This is a genomic window from Halomonas sp. DP8Y7-1 (genome assembly GCF_019801685.1).
Lineage (GTDB): Bacteria > Pseudomonadota > Gammaproteobacteria > Pseudomonadales > Halomonadaceae > Halomonas > Halomonas litopenaei_A.
On sequence record NZ_JAHVIN010000002.1, the window covers coordinates 58,477 to 73,057 of the forward strand.

The following is a 14,581-nucleotide window of genomic DNA, read 5'->3' on the forward strand; positions in this document are numbered from 1 at the left end:
AGCGTTGCGTACGCGTACGGTTTCCGCCAAGGCGGTGACGATCGGGCTCTCGCTGGCCTGGCCGTTCGCGGTGTGGGGGCTGTCTGGGATCCTCGGCCCTTGGCCGCTGCTGTTGACCGGCTGTGCACTGGTCGCCTGGCGGCTGCCTCAGGCTCGTGGCCTGGCAGCCATCGCCGCCCTGACGCTGCTGGCCCTGGGGCTGACCGTGGACGCCGAACTGGGCGTACGTGGCTACCCCGTCGCCGTCAATGCAGTGCTGCTGGCCACCTTTGCCCTCAGCCTGTGGCGCGGCGTGCCTGTGGTAGAACGCTTGGCCAGATTGCAGGAGCCGAATCTACCGCCGGCCGGCGTGCGCTATACCCGAGTCGTGACGCAAGTCTGGTGCCTGTTCTTTGTGGTCAACGGCACCATCGCTGCCTGGACGGCAGCCTATGCAGACCTGGACGTCTGGACCCTGTACAACGGCGTCATCAGCTATGCCCTGATCGCCCTGATGTTTGCCGGTGAGTGGCTTTGCCGACGCCGGCTGCGGAGCCCCCCTCCATGACCCCCTTTTCTACCCACGCTATCCGCGCTGGGAGCGATTATCTCGGCCTGACGCAACGCCCTTGGCGACAGCCCGTGCAGAGCAATGGCGCGCTGACGGACGCCTGGTGTCACGCGCAGACGCTTGGACCTTCCATCGATGCATGGCGAACCTGGCTTGAGCCAAGGCCGAAAGGACGCTGGCTGTTGTTCGCCACGGATCCTGGTACCTTCACCGCCGCTCTGCTGGCATTGTGGGAAAGTGGGCAAAGCGCCCTGCTGCCTGGCGATGATCGACCAGCGACCCTGGAACGCCTGTTGCCTCTGGTGGTTGGCCGCATACCCTCTGCACCTACCGCTACACCCACCGTGGCGGGCACCCAGGACAACACTGCAGCGACCTCGCGCGTGGCGCTATCGCCCCCCGACGCCGGCCTTCCCCTCGAGGGTGAAGCGGTGGTGCTATGTACCTCCGGCTCGACGGGGCAGCCCAGCCTTGTAGCGAAGTCCTTCCGTCAACTGGACGAGGAACTAAGCCGTCATGCCAGCCTATGGCCCCTGACCGGTCGCGCCGTGATCAGCCAGGTAAGCCATCAGCATATCTATGGCTTGTTGACCGGTATCCTGTCGCCGCTCTGTCACAACGTCCCCTTCTGTGGCAATGACAGTCGCTATCCCGAGGTGATGGCCCAGCGAGCGAGCGAGTCCTCACATATCGGACTGACCAACCGCTTGGTCACCAGTCCCGCTCAGCTATCGCGGCTGCCCCAGCACCTGGCCCTGGAGCACCAGCGCATCACCGACGTCTTCAGCTCTGGCGCCCCCCTGGCGCTTACGGACGCCATGCGCTGCGAGCAGCTGCTGAACGCCCCGGTCATCGAGATCTACGGCAGCACCGAGACCGGCGGCATCGCCTATCGCCAGCAGTCGCGACAGGACGCCTGGCGGCCATTTCCCGACATCGAGCTGGATCTCGATGACAGCACCCTTCGTCTGCGCTCACCCTTTCTCCCCCACCCTGACCAATGGTGGGAACAAGCCGACCGCGTCGAACGTGACGGCGAGGGCTTCCGCCTGCTGGGACGTCGCGACCGGCTGGCCAAGGTCGGCGGCAAGCGCATATCGCTGACGGCACTGGAACAGCGCTTGTGCGAGCTTCAGCACGTTGATGATGCTCGGTGCGTGGACCTCGACCTGCGCGATGGCCGCCTTGGTGTGGTGGTCGCCATGGCTGGCGACGCCCTGCCACAGGAGCATGAACCACGCCGGCGCTTGATCGCATCATTGCGTGAACACCTTGGCGCAGCGCTCGAACCATCGGCCATGCCCCGCTACTGGCGCTTCGTCGAGGCGCTGCCGCTCAATCCTCAAGGCAAGCATGATCAAGCCGCCCTGCGCCGCTTCTTCGACGACCTCACTGATGACCGTCAGCCCCGCTGGCTGGGGGCTCAAGGCCAGGATACACAATGGCATCTGACCCTTGAGGTACCGGAGCGACTGCGCTATCTGGAAGGCCACTTCGAAGGCTTTCCCCTGGTGCCAGGAGTGGTGCTGGTGCAATGGGCTATTCAGCATGCCCGTAAGGTATTTTCCGACCTGGGCCGGTTTCGCGGCGTGGACCGCCTCAAGTTCCAGAAGGTCGTGCGCCCCGGCCAGCGCCTGACGCTCAGCCTCCAACGTCGCGCCGACGGTATCGGCTTTACCTACGACTCGGCACAGGGGCGCCACGCCTCAGGCAGGGTTCGCCTGGAGGCTCGGGATGAGTGAGCTTCGCCCCTGCGCCCTGATACCGGTCTACAACCACCCGGACACCGTCGCCGGAGTGGTAGAGCGACTCGCCCGCCACGAGCTGCCGATCATTCTGGTCGATGACGGTAGTGATGCAGGATGTCGCCGCGAGCTCGAGCGCCTGGCATCCCTGGGCCACACGCTGGTGACCCATGCCGACAACCGTGGCAAGGGCGCGGCGGTGCGCAGCGGCCTCATCGAAGCCGAGCGTCTGGGCTATACCCACGCATTGCAAGTCGATGCCGACGGCCAGCATCACCCCGCGGATATCCCTGCCTTCCTCGATGCCATGTACCAGTCGCCTCGCCGACTGCTGGCGGGATACGCCTGCTATGACGAAAGCGTGCCCAAGGCTCGTCGCTACGGCCGTTACGCCACCCATGTGTGGGTCTGGATCAACACCCTGTCACGCCACATTCGTGACTCCATGTGCGGGGTCCGCCTCTACCCGGTCACACAGGTCAACTCGCTGTTGCGCCGCCACCCTTGCGGCAATCGCATGACCTTCGATACCGAGGTACTCGTACGCTGGTACTGGGCAGGGGGCGAGCTCGCCAATCTACCCGTGCGGGTGCACTATCCCGAGCAGGGCGTCAGCCACTTCGCGGTATGGCGTGACAACACCCAGATCAGTCTGATGCACGCCCGCCTGTTCTTGGCCATGTGGCCACGCCTGCCAGGCCTGCTGCGACGTCATTGGAGGCAGCCATGAGCCGCGGCCTCAAGCGCCAGCGCCACTGGGCCACCATTGGCGAGCGCGGCACCCTGGGCGGAATGCTGTTCATGGTGTGGCTCAGACGCTTCGGCGACTGGCCCTTTCAGCTCCTGCTGTGGCCGGTCATCCTGTGGTACTACCTGACGCACCGCACGGCCAGGCGAGCCTCCCAAGACTATCTCTCACGCCTTGATCCCCCCTTGGCAGGACACCCTGTGCGACTGCGGGCGCGCAGTGTTCGGCATTTCCTGTGCTTTGGCCGCTCGCTCATGGACAAGGTCGCCGCCTGGAACGGCGAGTATCCTCCGTCAAGGCTCTCGGGGGCCGGCGTCAGCCACTTCACCAAAGCGGTCGATGAAGGACAGGGCGGGCTTATTGTGGTCGCTCACCACGGCAATCTCGATATCGTCAACGCCTTGAGCGAATGCCATCCGGCGCTGGACCTGATCGTTATCATGCACACGCCCAACGCCCGCAAGTTCAATGCGCTGCTGGAGCGCGCCACCGGACGACGCCGACCCGAGATCCTTGAGGTCAACGAGATTTCGCCGTCCAGCGCTCAGCGTCTGGATGCACGTATCCGTGCAGGGGGCTTTGTGGTCATCGCAGCCGACCGTATTCCGCCCCGCCAAGGGCGTACTCGTGAGCTCGACTTTCTCGATGCCAAGGCGCCTTTCCCGGAAGGCCCCTTCCTGCTCGCCAGCCTGCTCCGCTGCCGGGTCTACCGGCTAGCCTGCGTGCGCCAGAGCGACGGTTTCCTGGTCGATTTCGATCTGCTCGACGATGCCAGCCAGGTGGGACGTCGAGAGCGTGCCGCCTGGATTTCTGCCGCCATGCAGCGCCACTGCAGCGACCTGGCCTGGCGCGTCCAGCGCCATCCGTTGCAATGGTTCAACTTTTTCCCTTTCTGGACTGCCGACGAGACCAATGACCATGTCCCACCCCGCTGAGTCGACTGCCCCCTTGGTCCTGGATGGCGCAGCCCTGACGCTGGAGGATGTTCTCGCCGTCGCTCAGCGCCGCCGTGGCATCGCGCTGTCGCCGTGCCCTGAATTCCGCGCCCGCATCGAACGTGGCCAGCGTTTTCTCGCGCAACTGCTGGAAGAAGACGGTGTGGTCTACGGCGTCACCACCGGCTACGGCGACGCCTGCACCCGGCCGGTGGCCCACGACGACATCGATGACTTGCCGCGCCAGCTGTATACCTTTCATGGCTGCGGCATGGGCCAGACACTCGATGCCGAGGCGGCCAGGGCCGTGGTACTGGTGCGACTGGTATCCCTTTGCCAGGGCGTGTCGGGAGTCAGTGTCGAGCTACTGGAGCGCCTCTCATGGTTGCTGGAACACGATGTGCTTCCGCTGATTCCCGAGGAGGGCTCCGTCGGCGCCAGCGGCGACCTGACACCGCTGTCTTACTTGGCGGCGGTGCTGTGCGGCGAGCGCGAGGTCATCGACAATGGCGTTCAACGTCCCGCCGCCGAGGCCCTTGCCGAGCGTGGACTGGCCCCTTATCGGCTCAAGCCCAAGGAAGGCCTGGCGCTGATGAATGGCACGGCGGTCATGACCGCCCTGGGGTGCCTGGCCTTCGCCCGTTGCACCTATCTGGCGCAACTCTCGACACGCATTACCGCGTTATCGGTCCAGGCACTGGACGGCAATCCCTATCACTTCGACGCCGACCTGTTCGCGGCCAAGCCGCACCCAGGCCAGCAGGAGGTGGCCGCAAGGCTGCGCCTTGATCTGCATGCACCACGCACACCACGAAACTCACCGCGCCTGCAGGATCGCTACTCGACCCGCTGCGCGCCCCATGTGATCGGCGTGGTCGAGGATGCCCTGCCCTGGTGGCGCCAGTTTCTGACCAATGAATTGAACAGCGCCAACGACAACCCGCTTGTCGACGCCAGTGTCGGAAAGGTCATGCACGGGGGGCATTTCTACGGTGGCCACGTGGCCTTTGTCATGGACAGCCTGAAGCAGGCCACCGCTAACCTTGCCGACCTTCTTGATCGCCAGCTGGCCCTGCTGGTGGACAGCCGCTACAACCACGGTCTGCCGAGCAACCTGAGCGGCGCCAGCGCCTCAAGGCTGGCCCTCAATCATGGCTACAAGGCCGTACAGATAGGTGCCTCGGCCTGGACCGCTGAAGCGCTCAAGCTGACTATGCCCGCCAGCGTCTTTTCACGCTCCACCGAGTGCCACAATCAGGACAAGGTCAGCATGGGCACCATCGCTGCTCGGGATGCACTGCGCATCCTGACCCTGGTGGAACAGGTCGCCGCTGCGACCCTGCATGCAGCAGCACAGGGAGTCGAGCTACGCAGTCATGTTGGCAACGCCAGCGCCATCCCGGAGCGGCTGTCGGCTTTCCTGGATGAACTGCGCCGTGATATCGCACCGCTGGAGGAGGACCGCGCCCTGGACAGCGACCTCAACCATCTGTGTACGCTGATACGCCGCCGCCATTGGAGCCTGTATGACGCCTGATGCTCGCCCCCTGCCCAGGGCCAGTGTGGCCCTTGAGGTCCCGTTCCACGACGTCGACATGATGGAGGTCGCCTGGCACGGGCACTATGTGCGCTATCTCGAGATTGCCCGCTGCCGTCTGCTCGACGCCATCGACTACAACTACCCGCAGATGAAGGCGTCCGGCTTCGCCTGGCCCATCATCGATCTGAGGCTGCGCTACGCCGCCCCGGCACGCTTCGGTCAACACCTGAACGTCGAGGCTCGACTCAGCGAGTGGGAACATCGTCTCAAGATCGACTACACCATTCGCTGCGCCGAGACCGCCAAACGCCTGACCCGAGCCTGGTCAGTGCAGGTCGCGGTAGGGCTTGGCGATGGCGAAATGCGCCTGGCGTCACCGCCCGTTCTGAGCGAGCGGATCCTTGCCTGGCAAGAGGCACAGTCATGAACCGAAAGACCCAGGCCGAACCCCATGGTGGCAGGTTCCTGGCTGGCATAGCGTGGGCTAAAGCGACGTCCCGGCTGACGGTGCTGATGCTCGCAACCAGCGCCAGCGCGATCGCTGCGCCACCCGACCTAACGCAGCTCAGCCGCCATTTAAGCCAGGACCCGCCCGCCTGCGTCAGCTTTGATCAGCGACGCTGGATGGCTGATCTTGAGACGGAGCTACCGAGCACCGGTTATTTCCGTCGCCAGTCAACGGGGCTGGTCTGGCAGACACTGACACCGATTCAGGACAGGCTGGTGCTATCTGCCGAAAACCCGGACCTGGCGACGGGCATGAAGGCCCTGCTGCCCGTCCTGACAGGCCTTTTTGACGGTAACTGGACAGCCCTGGAGCAACACTTCAGCGTGACGCTGTCCGGGCGCCTCGACGCCTGGCAGGCCACCTTGTCACCCAAGGACGCCGCCATCGCGGAGCGCCTTGAGTCCATAGCGCTGAAGGGCGACGAGCTGGTGTCCTCACTGGAGGTTCGCTTCACCGACGGAGACCGCCTCAGCCTGGCCCTGTCGCCGCTACCCTGCCCGCCGCGAGCACCCGGAGCATGAGCACTTCGCGCGCCCCTTCCCAGGGCCTCAGCGCCGCCGCACTGCTGCGCAGGGGCTGGGGACTGGTCCTGCTGGCCTGCGTCATCCTGCTGGCGCTGCAGGTACTGCGAGGGGGAGCGCTGGATACGCGCATTACCGCACTGCTGCCTGATTCACCGCAAGGACAGCTGATCAGTGCGGCCGACCAGCGTCTCTCCACCATCTTCGAGCGACGTTTCGTGCTGCTGGTGAACGGCTCGTCGCCGGCGGCGCAGGCGACGGCTGTCGAGCAGCTTCGCCACGCACTGACGGATAGCGGCATCGTCGCGACCCTCGATAGCCAATCGCCACCAAGGCCCGACCAAAGCCTGTCAGCCTACCGCTATCGACTGCTGGCTGACGCCCTGGCCGATGCTGACGCCGAAGCGTGGCGTCAGCGCGGCCTCACGCGGCTCTTCACTCCAGGCCTCGACGCCAATCTGGCGCAGGACCCATTCGGCTTGCTCGACGCCTGGCTGCAGTCCCGTTTCCAGGGCCCGGTCAGCTGGCGCCCCGGAGGCCCGGTGGTGATCACCGACCAGGCCGAATGGAGCCTGATCAGCGGTACCTTGACGGACAGCCCCTACGCCATGGATCTGCAGCACCGCCTGGCTGCAGTGCTCGAAGGTGCTCACCAGGCACACCCCGAGCTGACCATCCTGCGAGCGGGTCTGGTGTTTCACGCCGCCGCCGGCGCCCAGCAGGCCAGTCAGGAGATCGCGACCATCGGCCTCGGTTCGCTGCTCGGCATCCTGGCGCTGCTGGCACTGGTCTTTCGGCGGCCCCGAGCGATTGCCCTGCTGCTGCTGCCGGTGGCCACCGGACTGCTCTTTGCCAGCGCCCTGACCTGGCTGATCTTCGATACACTCAACCTGATCACCCTGGCCTTCGGTGCCAGCCTGATCGGGCTTTCCGTCGACTACGCCTTGCACCTGCAGTGCGCCCGCCAGCTCAACCCTCAGCGTCCGTTACGCCAGCTCTGGCCAGGACTCGCGCTGGGCCTGGGCTCCAGCCTATGCGCTTATCTGGTACAACTGGCCACCCCGTTGCCGGGCCTGCGCCAGATGGCCACCTTCACCGCCTTGGGACTCATCGGCGCCTGGCTGAGCGTGCGCCTGTGGCTCCCCTGTGTCCCGGTCCAGCCGCATCCGGCCACCGCGGCCATCGCCCTGCGACTTGACCGGTGGCGCCCGCGTACCCACTCCCGCTGGAAGTATCTATTGCTGGTGCTGCTGCTGGCAGGTGCCGCCGCACTAGCGCTGACCAGGGGCAGCACCAGTCATGACCTGCGACAGCTCAACCCGTCACCGGCAGCGTTGATCAACGAGCAGCAGCGCGTACAAGCTCTGCTTGAGCGTCCCGCCAGCTTCCGCTATCTGCTCGTCACCGCCACCTCGACCGACGCACTGCTGACGCGCCTGGACCAACTCAGCGAACCGCTCGCCAGGCTGCAGCGGCAGGGCCACCTGTCGTCTTTCCGCCATCTTGCCCAGACAGTGCCCCCGGCTAGCGCTCAGGACAACGCCCTGGCCCAGGTGCAAGAGCGCTATGCCGAGGCCTTGCCAGAACTGCTGACCGCGGCCGGATTACCGGGCGCGCTCCAGGATCGAGTACGCCAACGCCTGGACGACGTGCCCATCCTGACGCCCAGCGCCTGGCTGGCAACTTCCGCCGGAGAAGCCGACCGTGCACTCTGGCTCGACGGTCTCGACTCACCCGCCGCGCTGATCATGCTGGGTGATGTCGATGCCAGTGCGACCGCCGCTCTGCACCAGCTCGCCGAGGCAGAGGACGTGATCTACCGCGATCGTGTCGCCGCACTCTCGCAGCAGCTCGCCTTGCTCAGCGCCGAGCTGGTGCGCTGGCTGGCAGTGGCGCTGGCGCTGCTGATACTGGTGTTCGGCGTACGCTATCGCCGCAACGTCTGGCGCGCCCTGCTGCCCCCCGTGGGCGCAGTGTTGATCACCCTGGGAATCTTTGCGCTGCACCAGACACCGCTGACGCTGTTCCACCTGCTGGGACTACTGCTGGTGCTCGGGATCGGGCTGGATGCGGGAATCTTCAGCACTGAACACCGAGAGGATCCTGGCGCCTGGTTAGCCATCAGCCTGTCCTGCGCCTCGAGTCTCCTGGCCTTTGGCTTGCTGGCATTCAGTGCAACGCCAGCCCTGCATTTTCTCGGGCAGACCTGCCTGATTGGACTGATCGCCGCCTGGTGCCTGGTCCCCCTGGCCCGAGGCGCAAGAACACGCGCCGACGATGCCTTTCATCATGGTGTCGCAGGAGGCGACGCCCACGAACCGGAGAACGCATCCCATGGAAGAACGACCTGAAACCGACATCGCCATCATCGGTGCTGGACCCTCCGGTGCGGCAGCGGCCGCCTGGCTGGCTCGCAAGGGCTATTCGGTCAGGGTGCTGGAGCGCACCCATTTTCCGCGTTTCGTGATCGGCGAGAGCCTGCTGCCCCAGTGCATGGTTCACCTGGACCGCTGCGGTCTGCTCGACGCCGCCAAGGCGGGTGCCTATCAAGCCAAGAATGGTGCCGCCTTCTGTCGTGGTGAGGACTATGCCGCCATCGACTTCCGGGACAAGTTCAGTCAAGGGCCTGGCACTACCTGGCAAGTGCCGCGGGAAGACTTCGACCGGCGCCTGATCGAGGGTGCCCAAGCCGCAGGGGCCCGGGTTGACTTCGGTGTCAGCGTCACTGGCTTTCACGCGGATGCGATCAGGCCACGGCTGAGCTGCGTCGACGACAGCGGTCAATCTTTCGACGTGGATGCCCGCTTTGTGCTCGATGCCAGCGGCTATGGCCGTGTGCTGGCACGTCTCGAGGCGCTGGATCGCCCATCCGACCTCCCCCCGCGCTGCGCCTTGTTTACCCACGTCGAGGACCATATTGATCCGGCGCTCCACGACCGTGAGAAGATCCTGATTGGCGTTCACCCCGAACACGCTGGAGTCTGGTACTGGCTGATACCGTTTCGTGATGGACGCGCATCGGTCGGCGTCGTCGCAAGTCCTGAACAGCTTGCACAGGCAGGTGACAACGACGAGCAGCGACTGTGGTCGATGCTGGCACAGGAGCCCCGCTACGCGCGGCTGCTCAAGGCAGCAACCGCCACACGCGAGGTCCAGCGAATCAGCGGCTACTCCGCCGACATTCGCCGCCTGCACGGTCCGGGCTTTGCCATTCTTGGCAACGCGGGGGAGTTTCTCGACCCGGTGTTTTCTTCCGGTGTCACCATCGCCCTGGACTCCGCCCTGCGCGCGGCGCCCCTTGTCGCACGCCAGCTGGAGGGCGAGACGATCGACTGGCAGCGTGAGTTTGAACACCCCTTGCGCCAGGGGGTTGCCACCTTCCGCGAGTTCGTCGACGCCTGGTACGACGGCCGCTTGCCTCGCGTCATCTTCCATCCCGACCAGCAGCCTCGGGTCCGCCAGATGATTGCCTCGGTCCTGGCCGGTTACGCGTGGGATACTGACAACCCCTTCGTGGCCGCCAGTCGCCGACGCCTCACGAGTCTTGCCGAACGCTGCAAGCTGGACAGCGAGGCGGCGATACCGTGAACCTGACGATGGTACCCACACCCCGCGCAAGGCCAGCCTGTTGCCCGAGCAAGCGGCCCCCCGTCGCCGAGCGCAAGAGACTGCGCGCGGCGCTGGGACGCTTGGGTCTTGTTGCTGCCCTGGGACTGCTGTCACTGCTGGGCGGCTGCGCGCAGGGCCCCGGCATAGCGCCCATGCCGAGTCTCGACGGTCTGGAACCGGTCAGCGCTCAGACCCAGCGACTGACGTTCGTGCATCAGGATGAGCGTCGAGAGCTTATCGGGGTACTACGCCATGATCATCGGCAGTTGCAGCTGGCCCTGCTTAGCCTGCAAGGCCAGCGACTGCTGACCCTGACGCAGGACGCCGAAGGGGCGCGCTTTGCACCAGGAGCCGTCTTTACCCCGCCGTTCAGCGCAGACTGGCTGGCCAGTCGCCTGAGCTTTAGCCTGTGGCCGGAACAGCGACTGCACGAGGCCTTTGCAGGTAGTGACTGGTCGCTGGTTCAGCAGGACAATGCACGCAGCATCTATTTTCGAAATCAGTTGGTCGTTGGCGTCAAGATGACGCCAGCCTGCCATGTGATTCATGATATCGAGGCCAACTACTGGCTTAGTGTCTCGAGGCTGGGATCCTCACCGGCTCCCGCTACCCGCACTCCCGACACAACAATCAACCACCGTGCAGCGACTGATTTACCATGCCCCTCGACGTGACACCCACGCAGACATTCTGCCGACTCCATGCGCCGGCACTGGTCTGCCCGCTAGGGGATGACCTTGAGACCATCGCCTCGCGGCTGTTCAGCGGCACCCGTGGCCTTGTGCTCAGTGATGAGCACAGCCCCGGACGCCCACTATGGCTGGGCGCCGTGACGTCCCTCCTGCCGGATGATAGTGACTGGCCAGCGCGCCACCGTTCGCGCAACAACCGCTTGCTGGACGCCGCCTTCGAGCGACTCATCCCGCTGCTGGACGCCTATCTGGAGACACATCCACAGGCGCGCCTGGGTATCGTGCTGGGCACCAGCACCTCAGGCATCGGCGAAACCGAACGCGCGGTCGCACAGCGCGCTGAAACGGGCCTCTGGCCTGACGACTTTCACTACGCTCGCCACGAGATCGGCGCGCCGTCCGACTTCCTGGCCTGGCGTATCGCCAACGCTCGGCCAAACGTCACTGTCGTCACAGCCTACACCCTCTCGACCGCCTGCACCTCCAGTGCCAAGGCCCTGACCAGCGCCAGGCGGATGCTCAAGGCGGGGCTTTGTGATGTCGTCATCGCAGGTGGCGCCGACAGTTTATGCGGCCTTACCGTAAACGGATTTTCTGCCCTTGAGGCGGTCAGCAACCAACCCTGCCAGCCTTTCGCGGCGCAGCGTGACGGCATCAACCTGGGCGAGGGGGCTGCGCTGTTCCTGGTCAGCGGCGAGCCGGGTGGCATCCAGCTCAGTGGCTACGGGGAAACCAGCGATGCCCACCACATTTCTGCGCCGCGGCCCGACGGTGAGGGAGCCCTGAATGCCATGCAAGCCGCTCTGGAGATGGCAGGCCTCACAGCGGCCGACATCGACTATCTGAACCTCCATGGCACCGCGACCCGACAGAACGATGCCATGGAGTCCCGCGCCGTGAGCCAGGCCTTTCCCGCAGGGGTTGCCTGTGGCTCGACCAAGAGCCTGACCGGCCACACCCTGGGCGCTTGCGGCGCTCTCGAAGCGGCCTTCTGCTGGCTCGCCATGCAGCATGACCGGTGCCCGCCTCACCTGGATGCCGCCGATCCGACGCTGCCGCAGCTAGCGCTATGCCAGGCACTGCCATCCGCTCACACCCGGGTTCGCCGCACGCTATCCAACGCCTTCGCCTTTGGCGGCAACAATATTTCTCTCGTGATGGAGCGTACGTCATGACACTCACCCCTTGTGCCGAGGCTACCGGCATGTCATCGAAGGCCACTCCCGAGCAGGCCACTGACCTTGACGTGGCTGAGGAGCGCTTTCCGCCGATCGCCGAGCTGGTGCCTCACCAGGCCAGCATGTGTCTGCTCGACCAGGTTGTGGAGATCGGCGAGGAGCACCTGGTGGCCAGCGTCACTCCACGGTGTCACGATCCTTTTGCCGACGACCAGGGTATTCCTGGCTGGGTGGGCCTGGAGTGGCTGGCCCAAGCGATTGCGGCCTGGTCCGGCCAGGCTGCAAGACAACACGGAGACACGCCGCGTATCGGCTTCCTGCTTGGCTCCCGACACTACCATTGCGACGTCGAGCACTTCTGCTTCGATCTCCCGGTCACCGTCAAGATCGTGCTCGACTATCGCGCCGACAATGGTCTCGGTGCCTTTCGCGGCGAACTCAGCGGGGCCACTGGCCTGACGCTGGCCAGCGCCACCCTGAATGTCTTTCAGCCCGACAGCGCCGACGCCCTGTCAGCCATGTTCGAGGACGCCACGCCATGACCGATACCCTGCTCGTCACCGGTTCCAGCCGGGGCATCGGCCGCGCCATCGCTCTGCGACTTGCCCGGGATGGTTTCGATATCGTGGTTCATTGCCGCAGCCGCCAAGATGCCGCCGAAGACGTCGCCGAGCTCATCCGCCGCCAGGGCCGACAGGCACGGGTACTGTGCTTCGACGTGACCGACCGCGCGGCCACTCGGGCGGCGCTGGAACATGACATGGAGACCCATGGTGCCTACTACGGCGTGGTACTGAACGCTGGCATCACGGCCGATGGCGCCTTTCCGGCACTGACCGACAATGACTGGGACAGCGTCATCGACACTGGCCTCAACGGCTTCTACAACGTGGTCAAACCGGTCAGCATGCCGATGATACGTCGACGCAAGCCTGGCCGTATTGTGGTCATGTCCTCGGTCTCCGGGGTCATGGGCAACCGCGGGCAGGTCAACTACAGCGCAGCCAAGGCCGGGCTGATTGGCGCAGTGAAAGCGCTGGCCGTCGAACTGGCCAAGCGCAGGATCACGGTCAATGCGGTGGCACCTGGATTGATCGACACTGACATGACAGAAGACCTGGCAAGTGACGAGGCGATGAAGGCGATACCGATGCGCCGAACTGGGCGAGTCGAAGAGGTGGCTGCCGCCGTGAGCTTCCTGTGCTCCGAGGACGCAGGCTATATCACTCGCCAGGTGATCGGCGTCAACGGAGGGCTATGCTGATGCATCATCACGGACATCGCGCCGACGGCCTCGGGCGTCGCGTGGCAGTGACCGGCATGGCCGGCTTCTCGCCAGTCGGCAACGATTGGGAAACCATCAAGGCACGCCTGCTGCGCGGCGAAAATGGCATCCGTCATCTGCCCGAGTGGGCCGTCTATGAAGGTCTCAACACCCGCCTGGGTGCCCCGGTGGAAACCTTCGACTTGCCTGCGCACTATCATCGCAAGGCCCTGCGCAGCATGGGACGCGGGGCCCGCATGGCCACTCGCGCCAGCGAGCTGGCACTGGAGGATGCGGGGCTTGCTGACAGCCCATTGCTGGGTAGTGGCGAGATGGGCATCGCCTATGGCGCATCAGCCGGTGAGCCAGATGCCGTTGCCGATTTCGGCAACATGCTGATCAACAAGTCCACAGACGGCCTCAACGCCAACTCCTACATTCGCATGATGGCCCACACCGCGCCGGTCAATATCGGGGTCTTTCTCGGCGTACGCGGGCGCATTCATACCACCTCCAGCGCCTGCACCTCGGGCAGCCAGGGTATCGGCTACGCCTACGAAGCGATTCGTTTCGGCCGCCAGAAGGCGATGATCGCAGGTGGCTGCGAAGAACTTTCCGCATCGGAAGCCGCGGTGTTCGACACCCTGTTCGCCACCAGTACCCGCAACGATTCGCCGCAGGCAACACCGAGGCCCTTTGACCGCGATCGCGACGGTCTGGTCATCGGCGAAGGCGCCGGCAGCCTTATCCTTGAGGACTTAGAACACGCCCTGGCCCGTGGCGCCCATATCTACGCTGAGGTGGTCGGTTTTGGCACCAACAGCGACGGTCGCCATGTTACCCAACCGGATGCCAGCATGATGGAAGGCGCTATTCGCGGTGCGCTTGCCGATGCAGCGCTTGACCCCTCCCATATCGGCTACGTCAGCGCACATGGCACCGCGACCGATCGCGGTGATGTCGCCGAAAGCAAGGCGACTCAGGCAGTGTTCGGCAAGCACCAGCCGATCAGCGCCTTCAAGAGCTTCACCGGTCACACCCTGGGGGCCTGCGGCGCACTGGAGGCCTGGGTCGCCATCGAGATGATGCGCGACGGCTGGTTCCATCCCACCCTCAATCTCGAGAATCCGGACCCCGACTGTGCTGAGCTCGACTACCTGCGTGGCGAGGGCAGGCATATGCAGTGTGAATACGTGATGAGCAACAACTTTGCCTTCGGTGGCATCAACACGTCGCTCATTTTCCGCCGCTGGTAATGACGCGACCGCGCGGGGCCAACGGCCTCCCCATA

The 14,581-nt window shown here is 64.9% G+C and carries 14 protein-coding genes; all 14 read left to right on the forward strand.

Going from position 1 to position 14,581, the window contains the following annotated elements; translation table 11 throughout:
• Positions 1-4 precede the first annotated feature (4 nt).
• The 14 genes from KUV41_RS01060 to KUV41_RS01125 are packed head-to-tail and all read left to right on the forward strand — an operon-like array spanning position 5 to position 14,546.
• Entirely contained in the window at positions 5-547 is a 543-nt protein-coding gene (locus KUV41_RS01060) for a hypothetical protein (protein ID WP_224908858.1), read from the forward strand.
• A complete protein-coding gene (locus KUV41_RS01065; RefSeq protein WP_222483770.1) occupies positions 544-2,292 on the forward strand; it encodes an AMP-binding protein in 1,749 nt (582 codons plus the stop codon). The genes KUV41_RS01060 and KUV41_RS01065 overlap by 4 nt, the downstream gene beginning before the upstream one ends.
• Complete coding sequence (locus KUV41_RS01070; protein ID WP_222483772.1) at positions 2,285-3,025, forward strand: glycosyltransferase family 2 protein; 741 nt, start codon at positions 2,285-2,287, stop codon at positions 3,023-3,025. The genes KUV41_RS01065 and KUV41_RS01070 overlap by 8 nt, the downstream gene beginning before the upstream one ends.
• Positions 3,022-3,978, forward strand: a complete 957-nt coding sequence (locus KUV41_RS01075; RefSeq protein ID WP_222483773.1) for a glycosyl transferase — start codon at positions 3,022-3,024, stop codon at positions 3,976-3,978. Before KUV41_RS01070 ends, KUV41_RS01075 begins: the two co-directional genes overlap by 4 nt.
• On the forward strand, positions 3,962-5,515 hold the full coding sequence (gene hutH / locus KUV41_RS01080) for a histidine ammonia-lyase (protein ID WP_222483776.1): 1,554 nt from the start codon (positions 3,962-3,964) through the stop codon (positions 5,513-5,515). The genes KUV41_RS01075 and hutH overlap by 17 nt, the downstream gene beginning before the upstream one ends.
• Positions 5,505-5,945 (forward strand): acyl-CoA thioesterase, encoded by a 441-nt coding sequence (locus tag KUV41_RS01085; protein WP_206944032.1) that lies wholly within the window; start codon positions 5,505-5,507, stop codon positions 5,943-5,945. The genes hutH and KUV41_RS01085 overlap by 11 nt, the downstream gene beginning before the upstream one ends.
• Entirely contained in the window at positions 5,942-6,547 is a 606-nt protein-coding gene (locus tag KUV41_RS01090; RefSeq protein ID WP_222483778.1) for a LolA family protein, read from the forward strand. The genes KUV41_RS01085 and KUV41_RS01090 overlap by 4 nt, the downstream gene beginning before the upstream one ends.
• A complete protein-coding gene (locus tag KUV41_RS01095) occupies positions 6,544-8,898 on the forward strand; it encodes an MMPL family transporter (protein ID WP_222483780.1) in 2,355 nt (784 codons plus the stop codon). Before KUV41_RS01090 ends, KUV41_RS01095 begins: the two co-directional genes overlap by 4 nt.
• Positions 8,882-10,135 (forward strand): NAD(P)/FAD-dependent oxidoreductase, encoded by a 1,254-nt coding sequence (locus tag KUV41_RS01100; RefSeq protein WP_224852147.1) that lies wholly within the window; start codon positions 8,882-8,884, stop codon positions 10,133-10,135. The genes KUV41_RS01095 and KUV41_RS01100 overlap by 17 nt, the downstream gene beginning before the upstream one ends.
• Complete coding sequence (locus KUV41_RS01105; protein WP_315900525.1) at positions 10,132-10,830, forward strand: DUF3261 domain-containing protein; 699 nt, start codon at positions 10,132-10,134, stop codon at positions 10,828-10,830. The genes KUV41_RS01100 and KUV41_RS01105 overlap by 4 nt, the downstream gene beginning before the upstream one ends.
• Positions 10,815-12,023 carry a beta-ketoacyl-ACP synthase gene (locus KUV41_RS01110; RefSeq protein ID WP_222483782.1) on the forward strand — a complete coding sequence of 403 codons (1,209 nt, stop codon included), beginning with the start codon at positions 10,815-10,817 and terminating at the stop codon, positions 12,021-12,023. The genes KUV41_RS01105 and KUV41_RS01110 overlap by 16 nt, the downstream gene beginning before the upstream one ends.
• Positions 12,020-12,568, forward strand: coding sequence for a hotdog family protein (locus KUV41_RS01115; RefSeq protein ID WP_261395877.1), 549 nt, complete (start codon positions 12,020-12,022; stop codon positions 12,566-12,568). The genes KUV41_RS01110 and KUV41_RS01115 overlap by 4 nt, the downstream gene beginning before the upstream one ends.
• A complete protein-coding gene (gene fabG, locus KUV41_RS01120) occupies positions 12,565-13,290 on the forward strand; it encodes a 3-oxoacyl-ACP reductase FabG (RefSeq protein WP_222483783.1) in 726 nt (241 codons plus the stop codon). The genes KUV41_RS01115 and fabG overlap by 4 nt, the downstream gene beginning before the upstream one ends.
• The gene (locus KUV41_RS01125; protein ID WP_206944037.1) at positions 13,290-14,546 is read left to right on the forward strand and encodes a beta-ketoacyl-ACP synthase; all 1,257 of its coding nucleotides are present in this window, start codon (positions 13,290-13,292) and stop codon (positions 14,544-14,546) included. Before fabG ends, KUV41_RS01125 begins: the two co-directional genes overlap by 1 nt.
• The last annotated feature ends 35 nt before the right edge of the window (positions 14,547-14,581 follow it).